Here is a 15,852-nt window from a genome sequence, read left to right as displayed (position 1 = left end):
GTTTTTTTGCTGATTATAAAAGATAGAACACAATCTATTTACTTCTTGGAGGGGAGGATTTTTATGAGTACAGATAATAATGTCTCACGTCGTGATTTTTTAAAAACAACAGGTATTGCAGCTGGTACATTAGTCGGTGGTGGATTAATAGGTGGTCTTGTTGGCTATAACATGAACGGTAAAGGTACTTCTACATTAGAGCATGGTAATGGAACTACAAATGAAGCTGCCGCACCTAAAGCTAAAATGTTCTTCATGAACGACCGAGATTTTAAAATTTTATCAAATGCCACTGAGCGTATTTTTCCTAAAGATGATTTAGGCCCAGGTGCGATTGATTTAGATGTTCCTTATTTTATTGATCATCAGTTAGCTGGACAATATGGTAGTAACTCTAAGGAATATATGCATGGTCCTTTTGGGGAAGGTGCCCCAACACAAGGTTATCAAAGTCGCCTAACTCGTGCAGAAATTTTCAAACAAGGCGTTGAAAAAATGGAGACAGAAGCTCAAAGTCGCTTCAAAAAAAGCTTTAACGAAATAGAGGGCAAGCAAATGGATGAAATATTAACAGCCTTTCAAAAGGGTGAAATCCAAATGAATGGTGTAACGTCCGCATTTTTCTTCACTCTTTTACGTGCAGCTACGTTAGAGGGGGCATATTCAGATCCTTTATATGGCGGAAACCGCAATATGGAAGGCTGGCGTATGAAAGGCTTCCCTGGCCATCAGATGGCGTATATCACAATGATTGAAGATGCTAAGTTCCAAAAAATTGAACCAAATCAATTGGGCAATCACTAATTTGAGGGGGGTTTTATAAATGGTAACTACATTACCAAGTGTAGACGTTGTAACAGTAGGCGTTGGGTGGACAGGTGGCATTGTCGCTGCTGAATGCTCAAAAGCTGGATTAAAAGTAGTTGGTTTAGAACGCGGACAAAAACGAGGCACTGAGGATTTTTTAAATATTCATGACGAATATCGCTATGCAATTCGCTATGATTTAATGCAAAATCTGTCAAAGGAAACAGTTTCTTTCCGTAATAATCGTAAGATGCAGGCTTTACCTATGCGTCAACTTGGGTCCTTTTTATTAGGTGAGGGGCTTGGTGGATCTGGTACGCACTGGAACGGTATGACTTTCCGATTTTTACCGTATGATTTTCAAATTAAAACGATGACAGACGAACGTTATGGTGCTAACAAATTAGGTCCAGATTATTTAATACAGGATTGGGCATTAAATTACGATCAATTAGAGCCTTACTTTGATAAATTTGAAAAAACCACTGGTATTTCAGGCGATGATAAAAATCCATTTGCAGGGAAACGATCTAGTGCTTATCCGACACCTCCAATGAAAATGACACCTATGCTACAACAATTTGAGAAAGCAACCAAAAATCTAAAATTATCACCTTATATGGTCCCTTCTGCTAACTTATCAGAAGTCTATAAAAATCCTGACGGTGAAACAATTAATGCTTGTCAATATTGTGGCTTCTGTGAGCGTTTCGGTTGTGAATATGGGGCAAAATCTTCAGCGGAAGTTACTGTAGTGCCTACTGCTTTAAAAACTGGGAATTTTGATTTACGTTACAACTCAAACGTTGTGGAAATTTTAAAACAAGGCAACAAAGCAACTGGCGTAAGATATATCGACACGATATCTGGAGAGGAATATATCCAACCTGCGAATATTGTCGTATTAACAAGCTATGTCTTTAACAATGCCAAACTACTAATGGTTTCTAACATAGGTCAACTGTATGATCCAACAACAGGCAAGGGAACGTTAGGTCGAAATTATTGCTATCAAATTTTACCTGGAGCAACTGGTTTCTTTGATGAGCAATACAACACATTTATGGGTGCAGGTTCTCTCGGTATGAGTATTGATGATTTCAACGGGGATAACTTTGACCATAGTGAGTTAGATTTTATCCATGGTGGTAATATCGCACTTACTCAAACAGGTGCACGCCCTATTGGATCGAATCCAACACCTCCGGATACGCCTACATGGGGACCGGAATTTAAAAAACAGTCTATTCATTACTATACTCGTTCGTTCGGTATTGGTGCTCAAGGTGCCTCAATGCCACATAAAGAAAATTTCCTGTCACTTGATTCGAATTACAAAGATGCGTACGGTTTACCGCTTTTACAATTAACCTACAACTTCACTGATCAGGATCGAGCACTTCATAAATACATTTCTGCTCGTGCTGCTGACATTATGAAAGAAATGGGCGCAAAAACTATTGTACCAAATGCGGAAATTACAGATTACAACATTGTACCTTATCAAACGACACATAATACTGGCGGAACAGTGATGAGCACAACACCTGACAAGGGCGTTGTAAACAATTATCTACAACATTGGGATGTAGAAAATCTATTCGCTTTAAGTTCTGGTAGCTTTGCTCACAATAGTGGCTATAATCCAACAGGTACACTTGGTGCATTAGCATATCGCTGTGCAGAAGGTATTGTGAAATATAGCAAATCTGGTGGTTCATTAGTGTAAGTTTTGTCATTATTAATACACCAAAAAATTTATATTTATAGGAGGAAGTTGCGATGGGCGGACTTGGAGCAATTGGCGTTCCTGGGTTAATTATTATTTTGGTTATTGTACTAATCGTTTTTGGCCCAAAAAAATTACCAGAAATCGGTGGTGCCGTTGGTAAAACGTTCGCAGAGTTCAAAAAGTCAACAAAAGGTCTAATGGATGATGACGAAGAGCCTGCGAAAAAAATAGAAAAAAAATCTGATGTTTCGTAGGAGGTTTCCTATGGATCCTTATGAAGAAAAAAATTATTTAAGTCCACTTGATAAAAAACTAGAGGAGCCTCCGTCGTTGCAGGAGGCTCCTGTTGAAATTACTCATAACAACATTGAACAGGCAATTGTCGAGGATAAACCGATTCTCCCTTTAGATTCCATATTCGAGCATATTGCAGAACTGCGAAAACAAATTATTAAAGGGCTTGCCGTCTTTATTTTATTTTTTATCGTCGCCTTTTCTACCATTAATATTTGGTTTCCATATGTAACCCGTGGGCATTCACTCATTATTTTAGGACCATTAGAGGTTGTGAAATTTTATATGACCATTTCCACTACTTTGGCATTTGGTCTATCTATGCCTTTTCTCGTCCACTTTCTTTGGAGCTTTGTAAAACCTGGCCTAAAGGAAGAGGAAAGCCGCTTTCTCGGGCTCTACGCACCAGTTATGTTTTTACTCTTTTTATTAGGTGTAGCATTCGGTTATTTTGTTGTGAATCCACTTAGCTATTCATTTTTAGTAAGTTTAGGCGCGGCAAATTTCGATGTCATGGTATCTGCCAGTGAATATATGCATTTTCTAATTATGACAACAGTGCCACTTGGATTATTATTTGAGTTGCCCATCGTTGCACTCTTTTTATCGTCAATTGGTGTGCTAACTGCGGAATCCATGAAAAAAATACGCGGCTGGTCCTATATCGCAATGGGGGTTGGCTCAGCGGTCATTACCCCACCTGATTTTATTAGTCAGCTACTCGTATTAGTACCGATGATTATTTTATACGAAATCAGTATTCATCTTGTAAAGCGTATGGAACGGAAACAAATAGAAAGCACTGCCTAAACAACTTTAGTTGATTTCCGCTGCAGGCGAATGTTTCCAGCTTCAATCAACTAAAGTAAATTGTTTGCGTGCCTGGCACTATGCTTGCCGTGGGCACGGCGTAAGACGCAGGAATCTTTGTGGTTTTTTTCCTAGGATAGTCTTAAAATTCATGAGATGCAGGGTAAATTGTTTGCGTGCCTGGCACCTGCCTTCGGACACCTGCCTTCGGGCAACGGCACTCCGCTCCAATTCAACTGGACATGCTTACAGAAAAATTCCACATAATGACCATCCACCAAAGCATAAAAAAATGACAAAAGGCATCAAGAGTGAACTTCTTGTTGCCTTTTGTCAACGTCTCTAAGCACTGGGCAACTAAGACCCAGTGTTTATTCTCTTTAAATCCATAATAATAATTTCTGGTCGGTTAAAAATTCGGAAAGGTACGCTACTATTTCCTAACCCCCGACTAACTATCATTTTGGTCTTGCCTTCCTCATAAACACCAGCCGTGAATTTAGGAAACATTCCCTGTCCTGGTGCAACAAGTCCTCCTATACCAGGAATCCGAACCTGTCCACCATGTGCATGACCCGAGAATACTAAATCTATTTCTTGATTTACATACGTACTAAACACCTCTGGTCGATGTGCCAGCAACAGCTTTAGCATGTCTTCTGGAATATAAGCTGTCGCTATGTCCAGCATTTCTTCAGTTGATCTACCCATTAACGGATCTTCAATACCAACAATCGCCAAGCGCTCCCCGTTGCGCTCTAATACGGTCGATTCATTGGCCATCACATGTACACCTAACGATGACAGCGCCTCATAAATTTCACTAACCTTATTCGTTGCAACTTCATGGTTCCCAAGTACATAATATACATCCGCTAATTCGACTAAACCTCTCACTGCCTGTAAGCTCTGCTCCAAATTAAAACGATTGCTATCAATAACATCGCCTGTAATAAATATATAATCTGGGTTTGTTGCCTTAACCTTTGCAATGAGTTTTTGTTGGTTATTACCAAAGAGTGCATCATGTAAATCTGAAATTTGTACTATGCGTAGTCCATCAAAGCTGACGGGTACTTTTTCAGATTCATATACATGCTTACTTACAACCAGCCAGTGATTGTTTACGTACAAAAAAATGACTATAAAAACAAGAAAAAATACTACGTATAATAATTTTTTCAATCGCAATCGCTCACTTTGTGGCTACTTTTTCAGAAAAATTTCTTACCCTTCTATTATAAGCAAAAAACAGAGCGATTGTAAGTAGATGCGCTTTAATTACATAAAATGCACAAAATCCAACAATCCCTACCTATCTTTTATAGGAAATCATGTATATTCCATCTATTCTTAGTTAACTTTCACATGATATAATATAGGTATAATTTCACACTTATGTACAAACAAGAAATGTTAATATTAATACCTTAAATTTTAGGAATGAGAGATCAAAATGGGAATGAAAAAGCTATTACTTATTTTTATGGTCATTATTAGTATCGTGTTAATTGGGTTGACATCCCGTTTACACAATAATGAAAACCAAAATGCTCCTAAAGCTGTTGCAGGCGTTATAGATCTTAGACAATATGATTTGCACAAAAATACTGTAAGCTTAGATGGCGAATGGGATTTTATACCTAACGAATTATTGAATTATTCTGAATTCAATGCGCATCATTCTTATTCAGTAAATGTCCCGTCTCTATGGTCTAAGTACAAGCTTAACGACCAAAATTTCTCTACACTTGGTAGCGGTACCTATCGGTTAAAAATATTAATTGATGATACAGATACTATTTTGGGCATCAAAACAGGTAATATCCGAATGTCGAATGCCATTTACATAAATGAAAAACGAATCGGACAAAGTGGAGAACCTGCTGAAGATTCGGCATATATTCAACAAAATGTGCCGTATGTTGCTTATTTCTCACCTAAAAAAAATGAGCTTGAGCTCATCATACATGTAGCTAATTTTGATTATGCATCAGGTGGGGGAATTATTGGGTCCATTTTTATTGGGGATCAAGAGAGCATTGGTAAATTAAGAGAAGGTTCACTTTTCTACGATTTAATAACCATTGCTGCTTTTTTTACAATGTTTATTTATTTTGCTGGTTCTTACCTATATGCCAAGCTCGAAATTGAGCAGCTCTATTTTTCATTGTTTTGCTTCATGGTTGGTTTATACAGTTTATCTCATGGGGAAAAAATATTAATGTTGTTATTACCTATCAGCTATGAATTCCTAATAAGAGTCCAAATCATTTCAAGTATCGGCTCAGGTATCTTTATGCTGCTGTATTTTAACCATGCCCTACAGCAATTTTCACATAAAAAGTTTGTGAAAGCACTTTGTATCATTGGTATTTTATTATTAGCTACGGTAATGCTCCCAATATCCATTAGCTCATACTTACAAACTGCACATTCTATTTATATTTTAATAATTATCTTTTATTTGCTTTATATTCAAACGATTGCAATCTTTAAACGATTAGTAGGAGCTATTTATTTATGGCTTAGTTCCATGGCTATTCTTATCTATATGGTTGTAGCAACGTTAAATCTTAATATTAATCTAGAAATTTACTCTTTACCTCCCCTGCTCCCTTTTATATGTTTAACGATGCTTTCTCTTTATATTTCACATCGTTTTACAGATTCTTATTTGGAAAAAGGAAGGTTAACAAATGCTTTAATCCGAGTAGATAAATTAAAAGATGAATTTCTCGCAAAAACTTCTCATGAATTTCGTACTCCGTTACACGGTGTGATTGCCATATCTCATTCCATGTTAGAGTCTAATGAAAGTTCCACATTAACGATGGAACAAAAAGAAAAAATATCACTCATATTTAATATTACAAAAAAGTTATCACATCTTGTTAATGACATATTGGATTTTTCAAAGTTAAAAGAAGGCGAACTAAAGCTTCGTCTTACAAATGTTGATCTTTATTCTGTGACCCATGTAATCGTCGAAATATTGTCGTACATCGAAAATAAGGATGTAAAAATTTACAATTACATCGAACGAGGGAAAATTATAGTAGCCGACGAGGACCGACTGCGTCAAATTCTTTATAACATAATAGAAAATGCTGTTAAATTTACTAGACACGGAAAAGTGGAGATTTCCTGCTACGAAGAGCAAGGATTCCTTACTATTGAAGTAAGTGATACTGGTCGAGGCATTGCTCCTGAACATATAGAGTCGATATTTGAACCATTCAGACAATTAGAAGACGCTAGTAAAGGTACGGGCTTAGGTCTAAATGTGACGAAGGAACTTGTGAAGTTGCACGGTGGAGAAATTACGGTCCATTCCGTTGTCAATCAAGGCACAACTTTCTCAGTCAAACTGCCTGTGCAAACAATAAAAAAAGTTCAACAAGATACGCAACAAAATAAAATTACATTAACAAAAGATTATTTACCTATAGCATTTCCATACGTTGCTGAAAGAAAAATGGGTAAAAAAATACTGATTGCTGATGATGATCATATTAACCTTAAAGTACTAATTGATATTCTTGCAAAAGAGAACTACTCTATTATCGCTGTTGATGATAGTCGGCAAGTATTTGAACAATTACAAGCGCATCCAGATATAGACTTATTAATATTAGATATTATGATGCCTAACCTTTCTGGATATGAGGTTTGCCAACAAATTAGGAAAAACTATTCTTCTGCAGAGTTACCGATTTTAATGCTTACAGCAGCGTTGCGACCTGAGGATATGCTAGCAGCATTCCAATCTGGGGCGAATGATTTTCTACATAAACCATTAGATACTGCTGAATTGAAGACAAGAGTACGAAATCTTATTTTACTAAAGGAATCGGCTGAAACTGCAATTAAAATGGAAACTGCGTTTTTACAAGCACAAATTAAACCACATTTTATATACAATGTTTTAAACTCGATTTTATCGCTAAGTTATATAGACTTGGATAAAGCCCGTATTATGATAACAGATTTTGCTACATTTTTAAGAAGCAGCTTCTCGTTCGAGAATACAAATAGCCTTATCCCTCTAGAACAAGAGCTCATGTTAATTCAAGCGTATGTCAATATTCACCAAACAAGATATCCAGATCAGCTTGAATGGGAAATTCAGATGGAGGAACCTTTAACTATACTAATTCCCCCTCTGCTCCTTCAGCCTTTAGTAGAAAATGCTCTGTTTCATGGCTTAAAAAATAAGCGAGTAAATGGCAAAGTAACCATGACTATTAAAAAGGTTCAACAAATGATTGATATTAAAATTAAGGACAACGGTATAGGAATGTCACAAGAAATAATAGAAAAGGTTTTATCGGAAGAACCAACCGATCATCAAAGCGTCGGAATTCGCAATATTACTAAACGTTTAAAAAAATACGAGAAAGCCACTTTCCATATAGAGAGTGTTGTTGGTGAAGGAACGACTGTCATACTAAAATTCCCGCTTTTTTCGGATGAAAATGAGGTGGAAAAATGTTAAAAGCAATCATTGTTGACGATGAGATTTTAGCCATTAATTTACTAGAGACTATGTTAAAGGATAATGGGGCAATTGATGTTATCGGGACATATCTAAATCCACTAGACGCTATAGCAAACATCCCTACACTTAAGCCAGACATTCTTTTTTTAGATATTGAGATGGCAGAGATGAATGGAATTGATGTTGCTAGTAAATTAGGAGATTTAACACATGTAATGGATATTATTTTTGTAACTGCCTATGAGCACTATGCAATTGATGCCTTTTCCGTTCAAGCAATTGATTATATTTTAAAGCCTATCGACAAAGCTCGCTTAATGAAAACAATTGAAAGAATTTCACAACGGAAGGGAAATATTCAATTAACAGACGGAAATATACGCAATGAGGATGTTCAGATCATTGATAATATTCACTTCCATGTTCACTCAGGAAAAGTTTACATCGATGGGGTAGCTTTAATTTTATCCACTAAGGAATTTCATATACTGTACTTTTTAGCACAGCGTCCAGGCGAAATTTTCCATCCTTCTGACCTGTATAAGCTCATTTGGGCGGAAGATAGTATTGGACAAACACAGGCTTTAAAAGTACATATTAGTAATTTGCGAAAAAAACTGGAGTCCATCTCTGGACATCGAGCTAAAATCGTAACTGTAAGAGGTTCCGGCTATTTGTTTCTCTTTGAGTAGCAGAGGCAGTGACTCTTATAGAATTGCTAATATAAGTCAATGTATTTGCAACTAAACTTATGGAAAGTATCCGCAGTAGCGAACAACTACCGCACAATAAAAACGTGTTAGATTGATGGCCATCAATCTAACACGTTTTCTCTTTAGTTCTAGTACGTTTTATTTTTTCGCCGCTTCTTGAATTTCATAAAATGCCCAATGATTACTTGGCACATCATTAAATATGGGGCTATCCGTTTCTGTCGATACTTGACGCTCAAATAAGCGATTTAGTACCTTCACTGCTTGCGCACGTGTTAAATAGCCTTCAGGGTTAAATGTGTCTGCTGTTACACCAGTCATAATGTCTAATGCATTGACGGTATTAATCGCTTCTCTAGCCCAATGACTATCACGCACATCTTTGAAAATGATGTCCTCTGTTAGTGGTTTACAATTGGCTGCATTTGGATTGGCCGCACACTGCTTTTCTATCCAACGAGCTGCTACTACTGCCATTTGTGCACGTGTAATGAAGCCGTTCGGATTAAAGCTTATCTCCGTAACACCTCTAAATAAACCTGTTTCCTTCACAAATTCAATCGCATCTTTTGCATCATGCTGAGCCGTATCTGTAAATGTCGCAGTAGACTTTGGAATCGTATTGCCTGTTAGTTGTCGTGCAAACATACTTGCCATTTGTGCGCGAGTGACAAATGCATTCGGTCGGAATGTCCCATCTGCATAGCCTTGAATATATGGTGTATGTTTAACATCGTCAGCCTGCTTTGGCAAATAGAGCATGGAGAATGTAGAGAATTTCTGCACTTCAAATTGCAAGCCTAGCTTATCTTTTTGATAATCTACAATTGTCCCACGTAATAACTCTTTTGTACCATCGCTATGCTCGATATAAATAGCTAGATTATGAAGCTGTTCTTGGGATAAATCATTAGGCAAAGGTAAGGTTAATGTTACTGGGCGATTTTGCATATTGGTCTCAATTTTCATTGGACGCCCTATTAACTTACTAATTGAACCACCAGTTATATCTTGATCAATCAATTCATTTTTTGCACGCTCTTCGATTTTTATTTGCTCGTTTTGTTCATTTAAAGGTATTAGGCGGAAATATAAATTATCATTAAATGTTGCCAATGAATCTTTTGACACATCGATGTTTACATTATAAGCCTGGATAGTTAGATTTAATTGATTGTTTTTCAACAGGCTAACAATATTATTAGGTATTGAGATATCGACCTGTTTTACTTTATCCTGTGAATCTGGAATAACAATACGTGCTTGATCTGATCCTGCTTCTTTTAACTTAGAAATAGTTTCCAATGCACTTTTTTCTGTTAAAATCACTTCATCTCTCATCGATCCATCTTTACTAATTATACGTTTAATTGTCGTTTTAGAGACAGCTTCTCCACTACTTGACTCTATATTTACAGTAAAACTTTCTGTAGATTCAGAGACAGTTGTATCCCCGCTATCAATAGGGGCATTTTCCCTAGTAACCAAAATTGTATATTCCCTAGGGCTACCATCTTCAGCAGTCACTAAAATCTTTATTGTATTCATACCTGTTACTAGCTTTATTGCTTCAGTACTTACCTTACTATTTATTGTTACAATTGCTTTATCGTCTTCCGCAATAGCTTTAATATTTATACTATCAACTATATGTGGAACTTTGGCTGTATAAGACAATGTGTTCTTATCAAATGCTGTATTGAAGTTGCCCGATGAAATCGTTAACTCCTTTAAAAAAGCATTATGACTCAGTGAAAATGCTTTTACATTAATAGTGAAGACTTTAGTTTCCACATATTCACCGATGAAAATTTTAGCAGTCAATGTAACCTTTTCATTTCCTTTGCCTGCCGAAGGGCGTATAACTTCGCCATTCCCTTTGACAACCTCTGGCTTGTCAGATGACCAAGTGATTGACGCACCATTATCTCCAATAATAGGTAGAACAAGATTTTTCGTTACATTTTCTGAAGTATCATCTTGAGCATATTGAATAGTAAGAGCATCTTTATCAAGTTGTACTTTGTTAATAAAAATACCATTAACTTCACTGTCAAACACAGATTGTAAAGTTTCTATAGAATTAAAACCTTGACTAGGACGTGCCATAATCACTTGCTGACAGACTTTATCCTGCTCTTCTATCGTTAGGCGATTAAAGTTACTATAATTTAAATGATAATCATCAATAAAAATTGTCCATAGCGTAAGTGCATCTGTCGCATCGTTAACATTTATAAGATAGGATCGATTTTCGACTGCATTTAAATATACTTGTCGTAATGCACTTGTAGATGTATACCCTGTCTGTGGCCGCTCGATTAGTAATTTATTTGCCAAATAATTTTGATCTACTATTTTAAAATTTTGAAATAATTCATTTCCTTGAGCTGAGTAATGTACTACACTCCAATCTGTAGTCATTGCTAATTTCATTTCTTCTTTATTAGTTGCGGTATTAAATGAATCAAAATCACTTTTTGCAGATACAAAAGTCACAGGCATCATAATCATTATTAAGATAGTTAGCATACATAAATTTATTACTTTTCTTTTAGAATATTGAATAAAAATCGCCCTCTCTTTCTAATAGTGACCAATTGTAGAATAATCGTCTTTAGGTAATACTATCCATTCTGATTTGTTAAAATTGGATGATCCAGATTGGAGCCTTTTATCTCTTATATAACCACCGCTACTTTCTACTATCTGGTTAATTGAATCCCTAACCCCAACCGTATCTACTACAATGCCATTACTGTCTTTTAATGTCATTGACACTGTTATTTTAGAGGCATCTCTAAAAATAAAATCATCATTGAAGTATTGAGAAGTAGTAATATCAAAAAAATCATAAAAATAAGTATGGATTAATACAAAGTTTGTGTTTGGATATACTAAAGGTATATTTATTGTTTTGATACTATGTTGCTTTAAAATTAGATTATATTGCTGAATTTCTATTTTATAATTTGATAGAGGCACCATTGTTGCATTATATATTTCTAGCACATCATTATATTCTCCATTTTGCACAAAATCCGATATAAAAAGTCCTGGGGCTTCTACACTGAAAAGAAAGCTTGTTGATACTAGTCCACCTTTTCCATCATCTGCTGAAATAGTAATTACGCTTGTACCCAATGCATTTTGTGTAATTTTAAGAGAGGAACCATTCAGACTAGCAGTTGCTACTCCGCTATTACTAGAACTTACAGATAACGTTAAACTATCGTTATCTTCGTCTGTAAACACATCACTTACTATAATGTCCCAAGGCTTCCCACCTATTGTTGCTCTTTGATTACTAATTGTTTTAGCAACCATGGGGGCATGATTAAACGTTGGGTTAGATACAGTAACTATAAAACTTGTAGATACTTGCCCACCTTTTCCATCATCCGCATGGACTGTAATAGTACTTACGCCTGCTGCTATCGGCAGAACAGTAATTGTTTGTCCATTAATTTGAGCTGTAGCAATAGATTCATCACTAGAATTAACATTTATCGTAAGAATGTCATTGTCTGCGTCTGAAAAAATACCACTACCGTCTATAGTAATGACATCATTCACTATTCCTGATTTATTACTAATTGATTGCGCAACCACGGGAGGTTGGTTCGGTAGACTAGTTACGGTAACAGCAAATGTTGTAGTTTCACTACCCCCATTACCATCATCCGCATTTACTGAAATGATACTTTGACCTATGCCTACAGGTACGATAGTGATCATTTCAGAATTTAATTGAGCTGTGGCAACAGATTCATCGCTAGAACTAACTTCCAACGTTAAAATATCATTATCTACATCAGCAAAAACATTACTTGCATCAACTAGTATTGGCGCATCTCCAACATGCCCAGTTTGATTATTTATTAATTGAGTAACTATTGGTATGTTATTCAACTTAGGTAAGACTTCTACTTCAAAACTACTGCTCGCTCTCCCTAACTTTCGATCATCAGCACTAATCTTTATTCGTGTCTTCCCAGGTGAAAGTACCTCAATCGTTAATAAATTTGAATTTAAATTTGCTGTTACAATACCTACAGTTTCAGTAACAGCTTTAAGTATTAACGGATCGTTATCGGCATCATAAAATAACTTACTTAAATCAATAACAATTTTTCCTTGTCCAAGTGTCATTGATTGCTTTGGAATTATTTCAGAAGCTACAACAACAGGTGGATGATTACCAGAAGCTGCATGGGCAGATTTTTCTTGAACACAAAAACTACAAATTAAAGTTAGTAAAATGGCTATCATAAGACATTCTCTTTTTCGATACAAAGTGACCCCTCCTTTTTAAAAATTATGTAATGACTTATAACTCATCCCTCATTATATATCAGTACTAAAATCCTAACTACGACATATCACAATATCAAAAGTTAATTTTTCTTAACCTTTATTTGATAAAATATAGGCTATTACATAAATTATTTTTTCTGTTATATAGTTGAAATTTACTAAACAATAAAACACAAAACCCGAACTTTATTAAAACACTAAATTAGAGTGTTTTAATATAATTCGGGATGTTCATTGGCTAAAATTCTTTCATCTAGCCTTCTAATTCTAATTCTTTATTTATTATGCGTATGTTTTACTGCAGCTTCTTGAATCTCATAAAATGCCCAATGGTTACTTAGGACGTCTTTAAATATTGGGTTTTGATGCTCTGTTGGCGCTTGTCGTTCAAACAAGCGATTTAGTACCTTCACTGCTTGCGCACGTGTTAAATTACCATCTGGATTAAATGTGTCTACTGTTGTTCCTGTCATAATGCCCAATGCATTGACAGTAGCAATCGCCTGAACAGCCCAATGATTATTACTAACATCTTTGAAAGTATTACCTTCTGATGTTGTTTTACAAAAATCTGCATTCGGATTGTCAACGCAATGCTTTTCTATCCAACGAGCTGCAACTGCTGCCATTTGTGCACGTGTAATGAAGCCGTTCGGATTAAAGCTTGTCTTAGTAACACCGTTAAATAAACCAGCATCCTTCACAAATTCGATTGCATCTTTTGCATCATGCTGAGCCGTATCTGTAAATGTCGCATTAGACTTTGGAATCGCATTACCAGTTTGTTGGCGTGCAAACATACTTGCCATCTGTGCGCGTGTTACAAATGCATTCGGTCGGAATGTACCATCTGAATAGCCTTGGATATAAGGTGTATGTGTAACATAGTCAGTTGTTGGTTCCTCTACATTTTCATCCTCTGGTAAATAGAGAATGCTGAAGGTAGAGAATTTTGTAACCTCAAATTGCAAACCTAGCATATCTTTTTGATAATCTACAACTTTCCCACGTAATAACTCTTTTGTACCATCGCTATGCTCAATAAAAATAGCCAAATTATCGAGTTGTTCTTGCGTTATATTTTTCGGTAATGGCAATGTTAAAGTTACTGGGCGATGCTGCATATTCGTTTCAATAGTCATTGGACGACCAATTAAATTTACTTTTTCGCCTTGTAATGTTTCTTTAATTAATTCTTCTTTTAGTATTCTTTCCTCCACTTGATGTTGCTGTTCTAATGACTTGATAGGAACCAATCGGAAGTATAAATCATTACTAAAATTCCACATAGATACATTGGGAATAGAAATTATAGCATTCATAGTAGCAATTTCTAACTGTATTTTTCCTGCATGAATTTGAGCTAATGAAGATTTAGGAATATCAACGACAACTTCACTAACTTTATCGTTTGCATCAGGAATAATAATACGAGCAGTATCATTACCTAGTTGTTTTGCTTTTTCAATTGTTTCCTTAGCGATATCCTCCGACATCGAAACATGATCTTTAATTACTCCATCTGGCATCGTCGTACGAATAATTGGGGTTTTCGTTAAATTCACACCATTTTCTCCGTCGACATCAACAACAATGTGTTCAGTGTTTGTTGATGGAGTAGAGCTTTCGTTACCACCATTACTAGTAGGTGGTGATACAATGCTAACCCACTTTGCATAAATAGTAACATTTCGAGTTATAGAACTACTATTAAAGTCAAATAGTTTATCTAATGTACTGCTTGTGTACCAACCTTCAAATGTGTAGCCTGCTTTCGTTGGAGCTGACGTTGGTTTACTTACTTTTTCACCATGTGCTACCGTTTGACTTGGTACGAGACTTCCGCCATTCACTTCAAAATTAACTGTATACTTCGATGATTTCCACTTCGCATAAAGTGTCGTATTCGCTGTAATGACATTGTCGGTAAAATCATATTGATTTGTACCCTCATCATCTGTATACCAGCCTTCAAATGTGTAGCCTGCTTTTGTTGGTGTTGTTGGCACAGTTGCCTTTTTGCCATGTGCTACGGATTGACTTGGTACTGCACTTCCACCATTTACTTCAAAATTCACTGTGTAACCAACTGGTTCCCACTTCGCGTAAATTGCCGTATTTGCTGTAATGACATTGTTGGTAAAATCATATTGATTTGTACCCTCATCATCTGTATACCAGCCTTCAAATGTGTAGCCTGCTTTTGCTGGTACTGGTGGCACTGTTGCTTTTTCACCATGTGCTACCGTTTGATTTGGGACTAGACTTCCGCCATTTACATCAAAATTCACTGTGTAAGTAACTGGTTTCCACTTCGCATAAAGTGTCGTATTCGCTGTAACGACATTGATGGTAAAATCATATTGATTCGTACCCTCATCATCTGTATACCAGCCTTCGAATGTGTAGCCTGCTTTTGTTGGTACTGGTGGCACTGTTGCTTTTTCACCATGTGCTACGGTTTGACTTTGGACTGCACTTCCACCACTCACTTCAAAACTAACTGTATACTTCAGTGGTTTCCACTTCGCGTAAATTGCCGTATTTGCTGTAATGACATTGTTGGTAAAATCATATTGATTTGTACCCTCATCATCTGTATACCAGCCTTCAAATGTGTAGCCTGCTTTTGTTGGGGCTGGTGGCACTATCGCCTTTTCGCCATGTGCTACCGTTTG

10 protein-coding genes are annotated in these 15,852 nt (G+C 36.2%); 6 read left to right on the top strand and 4 right to left on the bottom strand.

From position 1 onward, the window contains the following. Positions 1-63 precede the first annotated feature (63 nt). From ACIQ1H_RS21680 to tatC, 4 genes are read left to right on the top strand one after another with little or no spacing between them, the layout of a single operon-like run. Entirely contained in the window at positions 64-804 is a 741-nt protein-coding gene (locus ACIQ1H_RS21680) for a gluconate 2-dehydrogenase subunit 3 family protein (protein WP_228134323.1), read from the top strand. 19 nt (positions 805-823) lie between these two features. Next, entirely contained in the window at positions 824-2,536 is a 1,713-nt protein-coding gene (locus tag ACIQ1H_RS21675) for a GMC family oxidoreductase (protein ID WP_402891918.1), read from the top strand. Between the two features lie 53 nt (positions 2,537-2,589). After that, positions 2,590-2,793 (top strand): twin-arginine translocase TatA/TatE family subunit, encoded by a 204-nt coding sequence (tatA, locus tag ACIQ1H_RS21670; protein ID WP_139860418.1) that lies wholly within the window; start codon positions 2,590-2,592, stop codon positions 2,791-2,793. A gap of 10 nt (positions 2,794-2,803) precedes the next feature. Beyond that, complete coding sequence (gene tatC, locus ACIQ1H_RS21665; RefSeq protein ID WP_402891916.1) at positions 2,804-3,643, top strand: twin-arginine translocase subunit TatC; 840 nt, start codon at positions 2,804-2,806, stop codon at positions 3,641-3,643. Between the two features lie 357 nt (positions 3,644-4,000). Here tatC and ACIQ1H_RS21660 read toward each other — a convergent pair whose 3' ends face one another. Further along, a complete protein-coding gene (locus ACIQ1H_RS21660) occupies positions 4,001-4,828 on the bottom strand; it encodes a metallophosphoesterase (protein ID WP_402891913.1) in 828 nt (275 codons plus the stop codon). 271 nt (positions 4,829-5,099) lie between these two features. Between ACIQ1H_RS21660 and ACIQ1H_RS21655 the strand changes: the two genes are divergently transcribed. Beyond that, positions 5,100-8,141, top strand: coding sequence for a hybrid sensor histidine kinase/response regulator (locus ACIQ1H_RS21655; protein WP_402891911.1), 3,042 nt, complete (start codon positions 5,100-5,102; stop codon positions 8,139-8,141). After that, a complete protein-coding gene (locus tag ACIQ1H_RS21650; protein WP_402891908.1) occupies positions 8,135-8,836 on the top strand; it encodes a response regulator in 702 nt (233 codons plus the stop codon). Before ACIQ1H_RS21655 ends, ACIQ1H_RS21650 begins: the two co-directional genes overlap by 7 nt. A gap of 159 nt (positions 8,837-8,995) precedes the next feature. Here the strand turns inward: ACIQ1H_RS21650 and ACIQ1H_RS21645 are convergent, their stop codons facing one another. From ACIQ1H_RS21645 to ACIQ1H_RS21635, 3 genes are all read right to left on the bottom strand, one after another. Then, complete coding sequence (locus ACIQ1H_RS21645) at positions 8,996-11,389, bottom strand: S-layer homology domain-containing protein (RefSeq protein WP_402891906.1); 2,394 nt, start codon at positions 11,387-11,389, stop codon at positions 8,996-8,998. 54 nt (positions 11,390-11,443) lie between these two features. After that, entirely contained in the window at positions 11,444-13,153 is a 1,710-nt protein-coding gene (locus ACIQ1H_RS21640; RefSeq protein WP_402891903.1) for an RTX toxin, read from the bottom strand. A 296-nt stretch (positions 13,154-13,449) separates the two neighbouring features. Beyond that, positions 13,450-15,852: InlB B-repeat-containing protein (locus ACIQ1H_RS21635; protein WP_402891900.1), on the bottom strand; the 2,403-nt coding region annotated here is incomplete at its 5' end.

This window comes from Lysinibacillus sp. NPDC097279 (genome assembly GCF_044761745.1).
Lineage (GTDB): Bacteria > Bacillota > Bacilli > Bacillales_A > Planococcaceae > Lysinibacillus.
The sequence above is the reverse complement of the archived record's forward strand: the minus strand, read 5'-3'. Positions and strand labels throughout refer to the sequence as shown.

What these genes read in the sequence shown, in the direction of transcription:
- ACIQ1H_RS21675 (WP_402891918.1), top strand. Translation starts at nt 824, where the DNA reads ATGGTAACTACATTACCAAGTGTAGACGTTGTAACAGTAGGCGTTGGG.
- tatC (WP_402891916.1), top strand. Translation starts at nt 2,804, where the DNA reads ATGGATCCTTATGAAGAAAAAAATTATTTAAGTCCACTTGATAAAAAA.
- tatA (WP_139860418.1), top strand. Translation starts at nt 2,590, where the DNA reads ATGGGCGGACTTGGAGCAATTGGCGTTCCTGGGTTAATTATTATTTTG.
- ACIQ1H_RS21655 (WP_402891911.1), top strand. Translation starts at nt 5,100, where the DNA reads ATGGGAATGAAAAAGCTATTACTTATTTTTATGGTCATTATTAGTATC.
- ACIQ1H_RS21650 (WP_402891908.1), top strand. Translation starts at nt 8,135, where the DNA reads ATGTTAAAAGCAATCATTGTTGACGATGAGATTTTAGCCATTAATTTA.
- ACIQ1H_RS21680 (WP_228134323.1), top strand. Translation starts at nt 64, where the DNA reads ATGAGTACAGATAATAATGTCTCACGTCGTGATTTTTTAAAAACAACA.
- ACIQ1H_RS21645 (WP_402891906.1), bottom strand. Translation starts at nt 11,389, where the DNA reads ATGCTAACTATCTTAATAATGATTATGATGCCTGTGACTTTTGTATCT.